Raw genomic sequence first — 14,793 nt, forward strand, 5'->3', positions numbered from 1 at the left:
GACAGGAGTCAGCGGTTCAGTGCGGAATGGGTCCTTCGAGCCGGTGCCCGGCGCGCCGAAGAATCGACTGGCCGCTTCAAGCGTGAAGCGGTCGTCCACCAATGGAAGCCTTCAACGGCCGGTGTTGGTCGTCGCGGTCACTCGCACACTGCACCGTAAATGGCGCAGATCAGCCTGAAGCCGTCGTTAAAACGTCTGCGGTGGCCTACTGCTGACGCACAGGCCTTGAACAACTAACCAAAACAGGTGACGTTGCCCTCGCAATTCACTGCAAAGCCCCGTCCCTGCACCCTCCATCCAGCACACCTACGTAACAGCTTTGGGCAGCTCCCGCACGCCCACACCTGCTACGATCCCCTCCGGTGCTCAACACACCTCATAGGCGGAAGTCACTCCCGTAAGTTCAGTGGCTTTTTTTCGTCCATACGTTTCGTCTTGCCCCGAGCTCCGGAGCAAGGCTTGCTTATGGCCGGGTGGCGCGCAGCTATACAAGACCCTTCGGGGGAAATCTGCGGGCGGCCCTATGACCGTGTTGAAGCACCCGGCCGCCTCTCTCAACAGGAGGCGAAGTTGGTAGTCCAACGAATCATAGGAGGCCAGTCATGGCTACGCAGACCCCGTCCGTCCGTGGTATTCCTGCAGACGACATCACCCCCCAAACCCTCCACTTCGGCGACATCCCGATCCGCGCGTTCTCCAAGAACGGCGTGACCTGGTTCCTGGCCAAGGATGTGTTCACCGCCCTGGGAATCTCCCGCCACAAGCTGACCACCGGCAAGCTCGCTGAGGACCAGCGCTGCACCGTCCGCCTTGCCAGCGAACCCGGCCGCAAGCCCAGGCGCGAAGCCGTGGCGGCCGTCAACGCGGACGGCTTGCATGCACTGATCCAGGCCAGCCCCTCACCTGAAGCCAAGCGCTTCAGGCGCTGGGTGCAGCGCAAGGTGCTGGGCGCCAAGGATGCCCCGGCCAAAGACAGCAAACCCAAGTACAAGACCAAGCCCAGGCGCGATGCCAAGCACCCGCCCCAAAGCCTGATCCCGGGGCCTGCACCCAAGGTCTTGCGCCGCATCCGCACCTGCGATGACCTGTCTTTCACACGGCGCAATGCGAAGGGGGAGCGCATTCAGTGGTTTGTGCCGCCGCGCGTGAACAGCGGGCATGAGCACTATGGGATTGGAGAGATCTGGTTCAGCGAGGTGGTGGAGCTGGCCCGCCACAACCCCCGGCATGCCTATGACGCCATGCGGTTTGCGGGGCCGGAGATGGCGCGGTACTGGAACCATGGGCACCCTGACGGGTTCTTTGACCGCATGGCGCGTTGGGCGCTGGGGGCCATTCTTGCCAATGCGCAGGAGCCCGCGCTGCCGTTCGAGCTGCCCTGCCTGGGCTTTGCGCCGCTGGAGGGCATGGAGGCCATGCTGGCGACTGCGGCTGCGCCCCGGCCGCTGCCGGACCATGTGCAGGAAGCCATAGACAGGCAGGCCTGGCAGGAGGCGGCCGAGTGCCAGCGGCATTACTACGAGCGCCGCCGCCGTGACCTGATGGCGCGGCACGACTGACGCGGGCGTCAAATGCCACTCCTTTACCCCAGGAGTGGCCAGCGGCTGGCCGGGAAGTGTTCCGGCGCCTTGATTCCGAAGTGGGTGAAGCCTGGTATTGCGAAGTGACCAGGGCAGGCCAGAACACCCCGCAAAGGCTGTGGATGAGCGATGTGCCCGGCTTCATTGACCGCCGCGACTATTTCAAGACCGCCGAGATCAGCGGCAACAGCTACATCGCCAAGAGCCGCCTGGGCCGGGTGGTCTTCGAGACTCCGCTGGCGTAGCGCCCAACTGCCCCGGCCATTTCCTTTGCTGGAGCGCGCTCAGGGCAAATCGATCTTCAGCCCGCGCCCGGTCTGCACGGCCACGTAGTGCGCATCCTTCAGGGCCCGGGCCAGCTCTGGATCGGTCTCGTCGAACTCCTTGACCGCCATGCTGCCGATGGTGATCTGGTGCAGCCTGGAGCGATCCAGGCCCCGGTCCAGCAGCACCGCACGCACGTATTGCAGCTGTTGCGCCAGGTGTTGGAAGACATCGTGCCCTGGCAGGGCCAGGGCACGTTGGGCCACCAGCGCCAGGGCGTGGTCGATGTATTCAAGGGGCGTCAATGGGATTCAACCGGTTCATGGAGTGGCTGCAGAGCATGCCAGAGCGCCGCGGGCCCGAGAGGGCAGGCCGCTGGAGCCAGGGGCTCCAGGGGCACCAGGGGCATCAGGCTCCCCTGGCCTCACCCGATGGTTCTCAGAAATTGTCCCAGTCGTCATCGGCCGTGGAGGCCATGGCGACGGGCTTGGCGGCGGCCGTTTTTGCCGGGGCGGCCGATGCTGCGGGCTTGGCCGCGGCAGCGCTGGGCGCCAGCGCCGGGGCACGGTGGATTGCGGCGCTGGTGGTTGGCGCGGCGCTCGCTGCGCGGGCCGCAGTCTGCAGCGGCGCACCATTGCCGCCCGGCAGTCTGAAGACCGAGACCACGCGCACCAGTTGATCGGACTGGTGGCGCAGGCCTGCGGCGGCGCCTGCCATTTCCTCGACCAGGGCGGCGTTTTTCTGCGTGGTCTGGTCGATGTGGGTGATGGCCTCGGCCACCTGGGCGACGCCGCTGTTTTGCTCGGCGCTGGCGTGGCTGATGTCCGAGATGAGCTGGGTAACCTTGCGGATTTCCTCCATGGCCTGCTCCATGGTTTCCCCGGCAAACGCGGCCTCCTGGTTTCCGGTGTGGATTTCGGCGACGCTGTGGCTGATGAGCTGCTTGATTTCCTTGGCGGCCTCGGCGCTGCGGCCCGCCAGGGCGCGCACTTCCTCGGCCACCACGGCAAAGCCCCGGCCATGCTCGCCCGCGCGGGCCGCTTCCACGGCGGCGTTGAGGGCCAGGATATTGGTCTGGAAGGCAATGGAGTCGATGACGCCGATGATGTCGGCGATCTTCTTGCTGCTGGCGTCTATGCCCTGCATGGTCTGCACGACCTTGCGCACGGCCTGCCCGCCTTCGGTGACGACGCGCTGGGCCTCGCGCGTGATGCGGTCGGCCGATTGCGCGTGGTCCGCGTTGTGGGCCACGGTGGAGCCCAGCTCCTCCATGGCGGCGGCGGTCTGCTCCAGCGCGCTGGCTTCGCTTTCGGTGCGGGCGGCCAGGTCCTGGTTGCCCTGGGCGATTTCCGCGCTGGCCAGGGCCACGCTGTGGGCCTGTTCGTTCACGCTGCCGACCACGCGCGTCAGGCCCGTGCTGGTGGTGTTCATGGCTTCCAGCAGGTGGCCGATTTCATCCTGGCGGTCGCTGGCAATGCGCACGGTCAGGTCGCCATCGGCAATGGCGTAGGCCATGTGGCTGGCCTGCTTCAAGGGGCGCACGATCATGCGGCGGATGAGCCAGAACCATGCCGCCGACAGCAGCAGCACGGCGCCCAGGCCCATGAGGGCGAACTGCAGGACCAGGCTGCGGGTCTCGGACACGGCTTCGTCCACGTAGGCGCTAGTGGCAATGACCCAGTTCCAGGGTGCGTATTGGCTGAAGATGACCAGCTTGTCGCGGGCCTGGGTTTCGCCCGGATTGGTCCAGGGATAGGCCATGCTGCCCTGCTTGCGGTCCAGCATGTCGCGGATGAAGAAGCGGCCATCGCCGTCCTTGGAATCGCTCATGTTCTGGCCTTCCAGGGCGGGATGCACGACCAGTTGGCCGCGCTGGGGGCCGTCTTCGGCATTGAGCACGTAGTAGTAGCCGGTCTGGCCCACCTTGAGCGCGCGGATGGAGTCCTTGAAGTGCTCCAGCAGTTGCGAGAAGTCCTGGCCCACGAAGGCGATGCCCACGGTGGCGCCGGAGGCGTCCTTGAGCGGGCGGTATTGCGTCATGTACTGGCGGCCGAACAGGTGGGCCAGGCCCATGTAGCTTTGGCCGGCCTGGATGGCGGCATAGGCGGGATGGGCGCGGTCCAGCCGGCTGCCCAGCACGGCCGCGCTCTGGTCGCCTTTCTCGTTTTTGAGCGTGGTGGCAATGCGCACGAAGTCACCCTGCCCCTGGGCCGCAAACACGGTGGCCACGGCGCCGGTGCTGCGCGTGAAGGCCTGCAGGTGCGCATCGTTGCCGTTGAGCGGCTGGCCGTCCAGGCTCAGCACGGGTTCGCCGCCGCTGGTGTCCAGGCTGAGCGTTCCCTGCAGGCTGCGCGCCAGGCTGTCGGCCAGGAACTGGGTGCGCTGGCGCAGCTCCTTGTCGGTGGACTCGACGAAGTTGTGCAGCATCTGGACGCCCTGCTGCATCTCGTTGTGCATTTTTTTCTGCAGGGACTTGCTCACATCCCAGGCAATGCCCAGCACCAGCAGCGCCAGGATGGCGGCGACCCAGACAAAATTGGTGAGTGACAGCTTTGCGCCCAATCCTTGGCGGCGCCAGAAACGTTGACCGATGTGCATTGATGCATCTCCTGTGCGGCGTTGTGCGCCGCTGTTGTGCGCGCACAGGCGGGGATTGCCTGCGTGCCAAGCCATGCTGACCAAAGTCAAGCCCTGGTGATTCATGGGCCGAAGCGTATCGACGCTGCCGCATGCGGGATTTGAGATGGGTCAAGGAAGTAACCAAGTGTTGCAACGACAGCGTCCGGCCCATCGCGCCCCGGCTTCAGCTGGGTGCGTCGACAATTCCGGTTCCACCGCTTTGTCTGCCGTGCCCCATGTCCAATGCCCGCCTCCCCTCCTTCCGGTTCCTGATCGGCTTCGAGGCCGCAGCCCGCCTGGGCAATTACTCGCGCGCGGCAGAGGAGCTGTGCATTTCCCAATCCGCCGTGAGCCACCAGATTGCGCAGCTGGAGCAGCAGTTGGGCCAGCCGCTGTTCCGCCGCAAGGGGCGCGGTGTGGAGCTGACGGTGGCGGGCCGACTGCTGCTGGACAGCGTGGGCAAGTCGCTGGACCAGATCCGCCACGGGCTCAGCCGCATAGAGACCTATATGGACGACAGCCTGGTCACCATCGTCTGCCCCGCCCCCGTGGCCAGCGGCTGGCTGCAGCCGCGCCTGGACGGCCTGCTGCAGCGCCACCCCCAGCTGTGCCCCATCGTCTCCATCGACGAGACGGCGCGCTACATCGACGAGCTGGATGTGGACATCGCCATTACCCGCGAGCCGCTGCGGCAGACCGATGTGCTGCAGGTGCCGCTGCTGGCCGACGAGCTGGTGGCCGTGCGCGCACCCGGGCCGCACACAGGCGCCGGCCTGCTGTGCCTGGAGGAAGACCTGACCAGCGACCGCACCGGCCCCTTCATCCGCCAGCACCTGGGCCAGTTGCGCAAGACCGCCATCTACGACGACGCGCGCCTGCTGCTGGACGCGGCGCTGCGCGGGCGTGGCTGCGCCGTGGTATCGCGCCTGCTGGCGGACGAGGCACTGGGCACGGGCCGGTTGCAGTTGGTGGAAGGCATTCCACCCTTTGCACTGGGCCGCCTGTGGATGTCGCGCATCGAGGGCGAGCCGCGCATGGCGCTGGTGCGCGAGGTGTTTGACTACCTTGTGGAGCAGGCGGTGCCGCTTGCCAAATCATGAGCTGGGTTGATTGATTACGGCAAAAGATATCAATTTTCAGAATGAATACGGGCTCGGACAATCGCAGCATTCCCCCAAGCACCTGCTGAAGACACCATGCCTTACGCCCTTTCCCGCCGCTGCCTGCTGAACTGCCTGGGCCTGTCGCCCGTGGCGGCCCTGGCCGGCACCGCCTCCGCCCGCTCCACGGCAGCCCGTGCCGAAGGCAGCCGCCAGGACCCGGACAGCCTGGAGACCTGGCACATGCCCGACGAGGGCGACCCGCACCAGTCCACCTGGATGTCCTTCGGCCCCAGCGAGAAGGTCTGGGGCCGCCGCCTGCTGGAGCCCGCGCGCGAGCACCTGGCCGGCATTGCGCGCGCCATTGCCGCCTTCGAGCCCGTGAACATGCTGGTGCGCGAGCGCGACTACGACCTGGCCGCGCGCCTGTGCGGCAACCGCGTCAAGCTGCATGTGCAGCCCGTGGATGACCTCTGGATGCGCGACACCGGGCCGGTCTTCGTGCGCCAGCTGGGCAGCGGCACTGGCAGCAGCAAGGGCGAACTGGCGGGCGTGGATTTCAACTTCAACGGCTGGGGCGACAAGCAGGCGCATGACAACGATGCCGAGGTGGCAGGCTTTGTCACCGAAGCCGCCAACGTGCGCTACCTGGAGACCGAGCTGGTGCTGGAGGGCGGCGGCATCGAGGTGGACGGCCAGGGCACGGCCCTCATCACCGAAAGCTGCGTGCTCAACCCCAACCGCAATCCGGGCCTCTCGAAAAGCGCCTGCGAGGCCGAACTCAAGCGCCTGCTGGGCCTGCGCAAGATCATCTGGCTGCCCGGCATTGCGGGCCGCGACATCACGGACGGGCACACCGACTTCTATGCGCGCTTTGCCTCGCCCGGCGTGGTGGTGGCGGGCCTGGACGACGACCCGGACTCCTACGACTACGCCGTCACGCGGCGCCACCTGGACATACTGCGCCAGGCCACCGATGCGCGCGGGCAAAAGCTCAGCGTGCAGGTGCTCAAGGGCCCCTCGTCGGTGCGCAGCAAGCTGGAGTCCAGAGAGTTCGCGGCCGGCTACATCAACTTCTATGTGTGCAACGGCGCCGTGATCGCCCCGCAGTTTGGCGACGCCCGCGCGGACGCCAACGCCCGCTCCCTGCTGCGCGAGCTGTTTCCCCGCCGCGAGGTGGTGCAGCTGGACATCGATGCGATTGCCGCCGGGGGTGGCGGCATCCACTGCACGACGCAGCAGCAGCCGCGTTGATGCGCGCCGTACGGCAATAAGAATCGTCTTAACCTGGGCTGCGCAAGGCCGGGCAAGACTGGAGAGCGGTATATCGATCCGTTTTTTCCAGAAATGCAGCCAAAGAGAATGTCCCAGAAACTGTGCGACCCGTGCTACGAATTGCTGAGCAATACAAGCCTGTCAACGCCCCACCCCGGACTGAGGTTCCGCTTTTACTCACTGGAGCAGGACGCCAATTTCGTGAACTATGGCTGCGTGCATTGCCAGGCGCCCCTGGCGATGAAGACAAGCCGGCGCGGGGCACTTCTGGGGTTTCGCCTGATGCCGTCCGAACCGTACTATCCCCTGGGTGAGGGGGACATCGAGGACGGCGGCCCGGCGCAAGGCCAGGCGCTGGAAGGGTGACCGGCTTGTGCAGCCCGCAGGCCGGTCAGTCGAAAAGATGGTGCTCGGCGCAGAAGGCCGCCAGGTCCTGGTTGCTGTCCACGTTCAGCTTGCGCATGGCGGAGTTCTTCTGGAGGCTGACGGTCTTGACGCTGCGCCGCAGGCGTGCGGCGATTTCGGTGATGGACTCCCCATTGGCGAAATGCCTGAGGACTTCGAACTCGCGCGGCGAGAGGCTGTTGGCGCGCTCGGCCAGGAAAACGGACCGTTCCTGCCTGGGCGTGTCGGCCTGGAATGAGGGCGAATAGTAGCGGGCATTGAGGCGGACACACTGCAGCGCCGCCATGATCTGGGTGAGCGGGTCTTCCTTGAGCAGCACACCGGCGACGCCGGCGTCATACAGGGCCGAGATGATCATGGGGTTGGAGACGGTCGTCAGTACCAGCACCTTGATGTCCGGGAAGTGGCGTATCAGATAGTCCACGTAGCGCAGGCCGTCGCCATAGACATCGTCCCCCGGCATGGAGTAGTCGGTCAGAACCACGTCCAGCGGGTTCGATCTGGCGTATTGCATCAAGGACGATGGCGTGCTGAACGTGGCCACGACCTGGAGATTGGGGTCCTGCTCCAGGAAGTCCTTGACGCCAAGCAGGACCACGGCGTGGTCGTCCACGACAGCAATGCGCAGTTTCAGTTTCATGGGATCGCAAGCAAAGGGTTAGGGCTGGGGCAATTGCGCCATCATGGCGCGAAGGTCGGCCAAGAGGTCGTCCAGCAGGACTGACAGCGCGGCCTGCAGGCCGGGCTCCCGGGTGCCGTTCGGGAGCTGGTCCTCCAGCGACTGGGTGCGCGCGGCAAGCTCCTGCATCCTGGCCAGCAGCAAGGCGCCGCGCATGCGATGCAGCGCCTGCGCGGCCAGGTCGGGCCGGCGCTCATCCAGGCCACGGGCCAGCATTGCGATGTCGTCGGTCATGCACTGCACGAAGACCTGCCGGTGCGTCTGCAGTACGTTGGGCTCCAACAGGGCCGCAGGCTGCGGGGTGTCCCCCGCCGGGGTATCGGCCTGGGCAGGCGCCGGACGGAGCCGCTTTTTCGGCGCGAATTTCTCCAGGGTGCGGACCAGCGTGCGCAACGGGATGGGCTTGACCAGCCAGGCATTCATGCCGGCATTCAGGCAGCGGTTTTCCTCGTCCAGCATGGCATTGGCGGTCACGCCGACGATGGGGCAGGCAACGCCCTCCGCACGCAGCCGCTCCGCCAGTTCGTAGCCGTTGAGGTAGGGCATGTTCACGTCCGTCAGCACCAGATCGTGCGGGCTGATGTCCCACAGCGCCAGCGCCTCCTCCCCATCGTCGGCGACCGTGACTTCGCAGCCCAGGCTCTCGAGCTGGCCGCGCAGCGTCACCTGGTTGACGGGATTGTCCTCGGCGACCAGCACGCGCAGGTCGAACAGGGGCAGATCGGAGCCGGAGCCGGCCGAGCGCTGTGCGCCGCCGAGCACTTGCGCAATGCCCAAACCGATGCTCAGAACGTTGTGCCCGTCAATGCCCCGGTTGTCCGGCGAGGAAAGGTTCAGGTGCGGTCCCGTCCATCCGGGCGCGGGGCTGTCCGCCGGCAACAGGACGTCCAGCAGCAGTTCATCCTTGTCTGCGGCCACCGGGGCGGCGCCCGCCGCGCGGGCCTGGCCGGCCCAGCGCTGCAGCCAGGCACAGATGTTGTCCGTCAGTTCCGGGTGGGGAGTGCGCACCGCGATGCGGGCACCCTTGAGCTCGGGCGCCTCCTCCTCCTGCGCGACGGTCTCCAGCCCCAGCTCGAACCAGAACCGGCTGCCCAGGCCGGGCTCGCTCCAGACCTCGATGGAGCTGGACATCATCCGGGCCAGGCTCCAGCAGATGGACAGGCCCAGGCCCGCTCCACGGGCGGTGCGGCTGCTGTTCTTGACCAGATAAAAGGGCGTGAAAAGCTCGCCATGCAGGGACTTTTCTATGCCCACGCCCGTGTCGCAGACCTCGAACACCAGCCGGACCGGGGAGGCCGTGCCCGGCACGCTGCGCAGGCGGACGATCACATGGCCGGCCTCCGTGAACTTGATGGCATTGCTGATGAGATTGCCCAGGATCTGGCGGATGCGCACCGCATCGCCCAGCACCGACTCGGGCACCTGCGCGTCCACGCAGGAAAACAGCAGCAGGCCGTTTTGCTGCGCCATGGCGGCATAGGAGCTGGTGCAGTTTTGCACCAGCTCCCGGGGATTGAACGGGGCCTTTTCCAGTTGCAACTGGCCCGCCTCGATCTTGCTGGTGTCCAGGATGTCGCTGATGATCTGCAGCAAGATGGACGAGGAGGCCTCGATACGGTCCACATACTTGCGCTGCAGCTGCGTGAGCTCGGTCAGGCCCAGCAGTTCCAGCGTGCCCAGCGCGCCATACAGCGGCGTGCGGATCTCGTGGCTCATGGTCGCCAGAAAGGTGGACTTGGCCTCGTTGGCCTCGTCCGCCGCGATTCTTGCCCGCTCCAGATTGCTCTCGATTTCTGCGCGCGCACTGACGTCGGCAAACACGCACAGCGTCACATCCTGGCCCAGGTAGCGGGTGGGCGCGTAGGCCACGTAAAGCGTTCGGCCCTGCGCGGTGACCAACTGCTCCATGGTTCCTGCGGCCCTGGCGTTGACAATTTCGTCCAGCGCCGCCCTGTTTTCCGGCGAGCCGGGGCGCAGGTAGCCATCGGCCGAGTGCAGCCACTCCTGCACCAGCGAGTTGCTGAAGATGATCTTTCCACTGCCGTAGGCCACAAGGCAGACAGCCACGGGGGCGGTTTCGATCAGCGTCCTGTTGAATTGATTGCTCTCGACGATGACCCGCTGCGCTTCCTGGGCAGGCGCAATCACCTTGCGGTTGAACCAGCGGGTATAGGCAATACCGGCCAGCAGGCTCAGCAGCAGGGCCAGCACCAGGCCGGCAGAGGGCGCGAACAGCCGGCCCTGGAAAAAGGTGGCGTAGTCCACCTGGTAGTAGCCGGTCCACCGGCCGGAGGCATCCTCGGTCTTGAGGATCAGGCCATTGCGCGTGTACCGCATCCCCGCCTCGTCCACCTGCGGCACCGGGCCGGTGCCCATGAGCACGCCGAAATCCCGATGCTCCAGCCAGAAAAGATGCCTGGGCAGCGTATGGATGGATCTTTCTATGGCGCTGATGCGCTGGCGGCTGAAAAGGATGGCAGCGTAGATCGGGCTTGTGGCGGCTTCGTCGCCGGCATCGATATGGCTTGAAAAGCCGGCTGCGACCATGCCGATCATCTTTTCCGGGAACTGGGGCGACCGGAACCAGACGATCTCCTGCGCCGGCGCCGTGGAGCCGGCGCCCGGCCGGGCATCGGCGGCCCTGGCCCGCAGATGCGCCTTGACGGCCGCAATCGTGCTGTCGAACATTTCCTGCGTGACGCTCTCGTTGCCGATGGGCACGTCGATGGCCGGCACGCCGATGCTGATCGCCCCATCCTCCTTGGTGAAGAAGGCAGCGGCTGCAGGGAAGTAGGAGCCTGCCCAGAAGGAGGAATAGCCCGCGGCCAGGGAGCTGCCCAGCGAGAAAAGCCGGTCCGGGAGCGTGTCGCAGGCCGCGCGCGCAGAGCATTGCAGTGAAAAGGGAATGCCGCCGATGGCCTCGCGGCCACGGAACATGCGGTAGTCCGCCTGCGCAGGAGCGGGCACGTCGACGATGGTGGCTACTCTCTGGTCCGGCAGCGCTTTCCAGGACTCGTTGCGGCCCTTGAGCCGCCGAAGAAAGATCTCCTGCTCGTCCAGCGAGCCGACGATGGCGGAGAAGTTCAAGGCCAGGCGGCCCTGCTCCTGCTCGAAGATCCTCTCAGAGCCCCACAGCAGCACGGCGATGAGGAAGATCGCAAGGGGAAGCACTCCAAACAGTACCCGGTTCTGCCAGCGTGTGGTGCGTGTGATCTTGCTGAACGGGGAGTCGGGCATGGACGCCTTGCGTGCTTGTGTCAGGTGGGGTTGCCTTGGTGTCGGGGTTCGGATGCCAGCATAAGGGCAAATTCGCTGGCGGGCACCGCGGCGGACAGCAGATATCCCTGCACGCAATCGCATCCGATGCTGCGCAGCAACTCCAGGTCCTGGGTGGTCTCCACCCCTTCCGCCGTCACCGTCAGGCCCAGTTGCCGCCCCAGCTGCACCGACGATGTCAGGGCCGCAGTGCGCACCTCGTCACCCGCGGCGCCGGCCACGAAGGCCCGGTCGATCTTCAATTCGGTGAAGGGCGTGGAGATGAGGCTGTACATCGAGCTGTAACCCCGCCCGTAGTCATCCTGGGCCAGGCCAAAGCCTTTGAGCCGCAGGCGGCTCGCGCACATGTAGTAGTTGGCAGGTATGCCGACGGCCTGGTCCTCCAGCAGCTCGAACGTGATGTTCTCCGCAGCGATGCCGCACCGGGCCGCCATGCCGTGCAATTCATCCGGCAGGCCAATATCGTCCAGCAGCGGTATCGGCAGGTTGACGGACACAGGCACGACATGTCCGGCACTGCGCCAGGCCAGGTGCGCTGCCATGGCGTCTTCCATCATCCGCACCAGCAAGGCATGGTCCAGGCCATGGAACCGGATGGCTGACATGAACGAGCCCGGCATCATGAAGCCGAACTGCCGATCGTTCCAGCGTGCCAGCGCTTCCACACCGACGGTGTGGCCCGTGAGCAGGGATTTCTTGGGCTGGAACCAGGCCTGTATGGTTTTCTCCTCCAGCGCCTGGATCAGGTGTGCCTTGGCGAAAATCGGCCGTTCCTTGATGCCTGGGGCGCTTTTCCTCTCGTAGGCACGCAAGGACCTGAGTTGGCTGGCCAGGACCTGGACATGGTCCGCACCGAGCGGCTTTTGAAACATCCCGACGACGGAAAAGCCGGACTCCTTGGCCATGAGACTGACACTGTTCATCAACCGGCGCGAGCAGGAGCTGGATATGACGAGCATGGGATGCAGGCCGCGCTGGCTCAGTTCATTGATGAACTGCAGGCCGTCCATGTCGGGCATTTTCAGGTCGGTGATGACGAGGTGGAATCCGCCATCGCGCAGCATTTGCAGGGCATCGCGTGCGTTGCAGGCAATGTGCGTGTCCACGATTCCCGCCTCCATGAGCAGGCTGCGCGTGTGCTCGCAGCACAGGGCGTGGTCGTCAAGAATGAGTACTTTGAATGTCGACAGCATGGGATCAGTTCCTGCATTGCTTGATGTGGTTCAGGGTGGTGCGCAGCACCGCCAACGTGAATGGCTTGCACAGCAGGCTGTCGAAGCCGGCCGGCAGTCCGTCGCCCTGCCCTTGCGCCTGCGTCTGCGTCTGCGGCTGCGGCTGCGGCTGCGCATTGGCCGTCAGCCCGACGATCGGGCGGCCGTAGCCACGCTTTCTGAGCGCACGCGCCAGGGCCAGGCCGTCCAGCAGCGGCATGTGCAGGTCGGTGAGAACGGCGTCGAATTCGAGCAGGCCGGGCATGGACAGCGCGTCCTGTCCATTGCTGGCCTGCTGGACCTCGCAGCCCAGCACCTGCAGTTGCTCTCGCAGGATGATTCTGTTGATGGGGTTGTCCTCGACGATGAGCACACTCAGCCCCATCGGCTCGTGGACCTGGGGAGCGGCGGCGTACAGGTCAGGGCGCGCGCCCGGCGCAATGCCCTGCTGGGCCATGCCCAGCGCCTGGCCCACGGCCAGTACGCCAGGCATGCTGGTTTCCCACACACGGGCCTGCAGGGTTTCGCGGGGGACCTCGCCCGGCGCCAGCGCCAGAACGCATTTGCCCGTCCATTGCGGACGGCGCACCGACCGTGGCCAGGCTTGCACCAGCACCGCCTGTTCATTGGGACCCTGCACCTGCTCCCGGTACGGCTGGGCCATCGCGCCCCAATGCCGCAGCCAGGCGCACAGGTTGTGCACGACTTCCGGAATGGCGCCATCCACGTAGACGGTGTGCGGCAACAGGCTGGGCACTGCCTCATAGCCTGCCGCGCTCTCGCGCGGCAGGCGCAGATCGAATGACACGCAGGTCCCCAGTCCCGGCTGGCTGGCGGCCGTCAGCCGCCCGCCCATCTCCTGGCTGAGGCGCAGGCAGATGGACAGTCCCAGGCCCGCGCCCTGGACCTGCTGCTGCGTGGCCGCATGGGCACGGAAGTACGGGTCGAACAGGAAGGGCTGCTGCTCCGGCTCGATGCCGATGCCGGTGTCCTGCACCTGGAACCGCAGGTCGGTGCCTTCCTCGCTTTCGCCCATGACCTGCAGGCGGATGGCCACATGGCCGGAGAACGTGAACTTGATGGCATTGCCCACCAGGTTGTCCAGGATCTGCCGCAGCCGCAAGGCATCGCCCACCAGCAGGGGCGGCGTTTTCACATCGGAGACGGCATACAGCTGCAGCCCCTTTTGCTCGGCACGCGACAGCAGGCCCGCGGCCACGCTGTCGAGCAGTTCGGTGGCCGAGAACGCATGGGCCTCCAGTTGCAGCCGGCCCGCCTCGATGGCCGACAGGTCCAGGCTGTCGTTGACGATGCGCAGCAAGGAGGCCGACGCCTGCTGCATGGCCCCCAGGTATCGGGTCTGTTCGGAAGGAGCCCTGGACAGCGCCAGCAGCTCCAGCGTTCCCAGGATGCCAAAGAGCGGCGTCCGTATTTCATGGCTCATGGTGGCCAGAAACTGCGTCTTGGCCTGGCTTGCCGATTCGGCGCGCAGCTTGGCATCGACCAGCGCTGCCTGCGCCTGCCTGAGCGCCGTCACATCGCTGACCAGGCAGAAAACCACCGGCTCGCCTGCGTGGCTGGTGTGCGTGGTGCGGACCTCCACCAGCCGACCGTCTCCCAGCACCAGCTCGCGCCGGCCCTGCTGCGCGCCCGCGGCAACGGCATGCTCGAACCACGAAGAATCACTGCACACCCACTGCCGCGCCAGTCCGTTGGACAGCAGCAGGCTGCGATCGCTGCACCGCACCAGCGCCAGGCCCACGGGGGCCGTGTCCAGCAGCTTTCGGCAGAGCGCATCACCGGCGGCGCAGGCGCCTGCCCGGCTCCAGGCCGAAGCCGGCACGCTGCGGCGCAGCCGGCGCACGCACCATGCAAGTGCAGCCATGAAGGCAAGTCCCAGCGACACGGACCCCAGCAGCAGCCAGACATGGGCCCTGACCAGCTGCCGCGCGGGCTCCCAGCGGCCTGCAAGCCATCCGGCGTTGTTCGCGGATTTGCGCAGCAACAGGGATTCGGGAAGCGCCCGGCCTGCCTGCATCAGTGAATGGAGCGGCCCGGGCTGGCCCTGCGGTGCGCTGGCGCGCCACGGCCAGGCATAACCGGCTTGCGTGTGGATGGCTGCGTGCGTGGCCCCCACCGCAGCGTCCAGCAGCAGGAAACATCGATCCATGAAAAACAACTGAATGTCTCGCACGGGCACATGGCCGAGGCTGCGCGACGGCGTCGCCGGGGCGGCGTCGTCCCTGCCGCCGTGACCGGCACAGGCCAGCATGGCCATGATCGCCAGTGCAAATGCCATCAAGTCACGCCGTGCCAGGGACAGGCACAGCCTGTGTTGTATCGATCTGGAAGAAAACAAGAGAGCTTGAAACTGGCGCATTGCC

At 66.0% G+C, this 14,793-nt stretch carries 11 protein-coding genes; 5 read left to right on the top strand and 6 right to left on the bottom strand.

All coding sequences use genetic code 11. The features are described from left to right. Positions 1-602 precede the first annotated feature (602 nt). Together DELCS14_RS17930 and DELCS14_RS31420 are read left to right on the top strand one after the other, a co-directional pair. Positions 603-1,559 carry a Bro-N domain-containing protein gene (locus DELCS14_RS17930; RefSeq protein WP_013802931.1) on the top strand — a complete coding sequence of 319 codons (957 nt, stop codon included), beginning with the start codon at positions 603-605 and terminating at the stop codon, positions 1,557-1,559. A 143-nt stretch (positions 1,560-1,702) separates the two neighbouring features. Further along, positions 1,703-1,825, top strand: a complete 123-nt coding sequence (locus DELCS14_RS31420; protein WP_013802932.1) for a hypothetical protein — start codon at positions 1,703-1,705, stop codon at positions 1,823-1,825. Positions 1,826-1,864: 39 nt separating this feature from the next. On the opposite strand, the gene DELCS14_RS17935 is transcribed toward DELCS14_RS31420, so the two are convergent. Both DELCS14_RS17935 and DELCS14_RS17940 read right to left on the bottom strand, forming a co-directional pair. Further along, the gene (locus DELCS14_RS17935; protein ID WP_013802933.1) at positions 1,865-2,149 is read right to left on the bottom strand and encodes an immunity protein Tsi6 family protein; all 285 of its coding nucleotides are present in this window, start codon (positions 2,147-2,149) and stop codon (positions 1,865-1,867) included. A gap of 133 nt (positions 2,150-2,282) precedes the next feature. Continuing rightward, positions 2,283-4,442 (bottom strand): methyl-accepting chemotaxis protein, encoded by a 2,160-nt coding sequence (locus DELCS14_RS17940; RefSeq protein WP_013802934.1) that lies wholly within the window; start codon positions 4,440-4,442, stop codon positions 2,283-2,285. A 257-nt stretch (positions 4,443-4,699) separates the two neighbouring features. On the opposite strand from DELCS14_RS17940, the gene DELCS14_RS17945 reads away from it, so the two are divergent. The 3 genes from DELCS14_RS17945 to DELCS14_RS17955 all read left to right on the top strand — a co-directional run bounded on the left by DELCS14_RS17945 (position 4,700) and on the right by DELCS14_RS17955 (position 7,204). Next, positions 4,700-5,563 (top strand): LysR family transcriptional regulator, encoded by an 864-nt coding sequence (locus tag DELCS14_RS17945; RefSeq protein WP_013802935.1) that lies wholly within the window; start codon positions 4,700-4,702, stop codon positions 5,561-5,563. A gap of 243 nt (positions 5,564-5,806) precedes the next feature. Further along, positions 5,807-6,817 carry an agmatine deiminase family protein gene (locus tag DELCS14_RS17950; RefSeq protein ID WP_228676905.1) on the top strand — a complete coding sequence of 337 codons (1,011 nt, stop codon included), beginning with the start codon at positions 5,807-5,809 and terminating at the stop codon, positions 6,815-6,817. Between the two features lie 108 nt (positions 6,818-6,925). After that, entirely contained in the window at positions 6,926-7,204 is a 279-nt protein-coding gene (locus tag DELCS14_RS17955; RefSeq protein WP_013802937.1) for a hypothetical protein, read from the top strand. 25 nt (positions 7,205-7,229) lie between these two features. Here the strand turns inward: DELCS14_RS17955 and DELCS14_RS17960 are convergent, their stop codons facing one another. The 4 genes from DELCS14_RS17960 to DELCS14_RS17975 are packed head-to-tail and all read right to left on the bottom strand — an operon-like array spanning position 7,230 to position 14,708. Next, on the bottom strand, positions 7,230-7,883 hold the full coding sequence (locus tag DELCS14_RS17960) for a response regulator transcription factor (RefSeq protein ID WP_012204925.1): 654 nt from the start codon (positions 7,881-7,883) through the stop codon (positions 7,230-7,232). 18 nt (positions 7,884-7,901) lie between these two features. Further along, the gene (locus DELCS14_RS17965; RefSeq protein ID WP_013802938.1) at positions 7,902-11,159 is read right to left on the bottom strand and encodes a hybrid sensor histidine kinase/response regulator; all 3,258 of its coding nucleotides are present in this window, start codon (positions 11,157-11,159) and stop codon (positions 7,902-7,904) included. A 20-nt stretch (positions 11,160-11,179) separates the two neighbouring features. Further along, a complete protein-coding gene (locus DELCS14_RS17970; protein WP_013802939.1) occupies positions 11,180-12,391 on the bottom strand; it encodes an EAL domain-containing response regulator in 1,212 nt (403 codons plus the stop codon). A 4-nt stretch (positions 12,392-12,395) separates the two neighbouring features. Continuing rightward, positions 12,396-14,708, bottom strand: a complete 2,313-nt coding sequence (locus tag DELCS14_RS17975; RefSeq protein ID WP_157158298.1) for an ATP-binding protein — start codon at positions 14,706-14,708, stop codon at positions 12,396-12,398. Positions 14,709-14,793: the final 85 nt, after the last annotated feature.

The organism is Delftia sp. Cs1-4, from assembly GCF_000214395.1.
GTDB lineage: Bacteria > Pseudomonadota > Gammaproteobacteria > Burkholderiales > Burkholderiaceae_C > Comamonas > Comamonas acidovorans.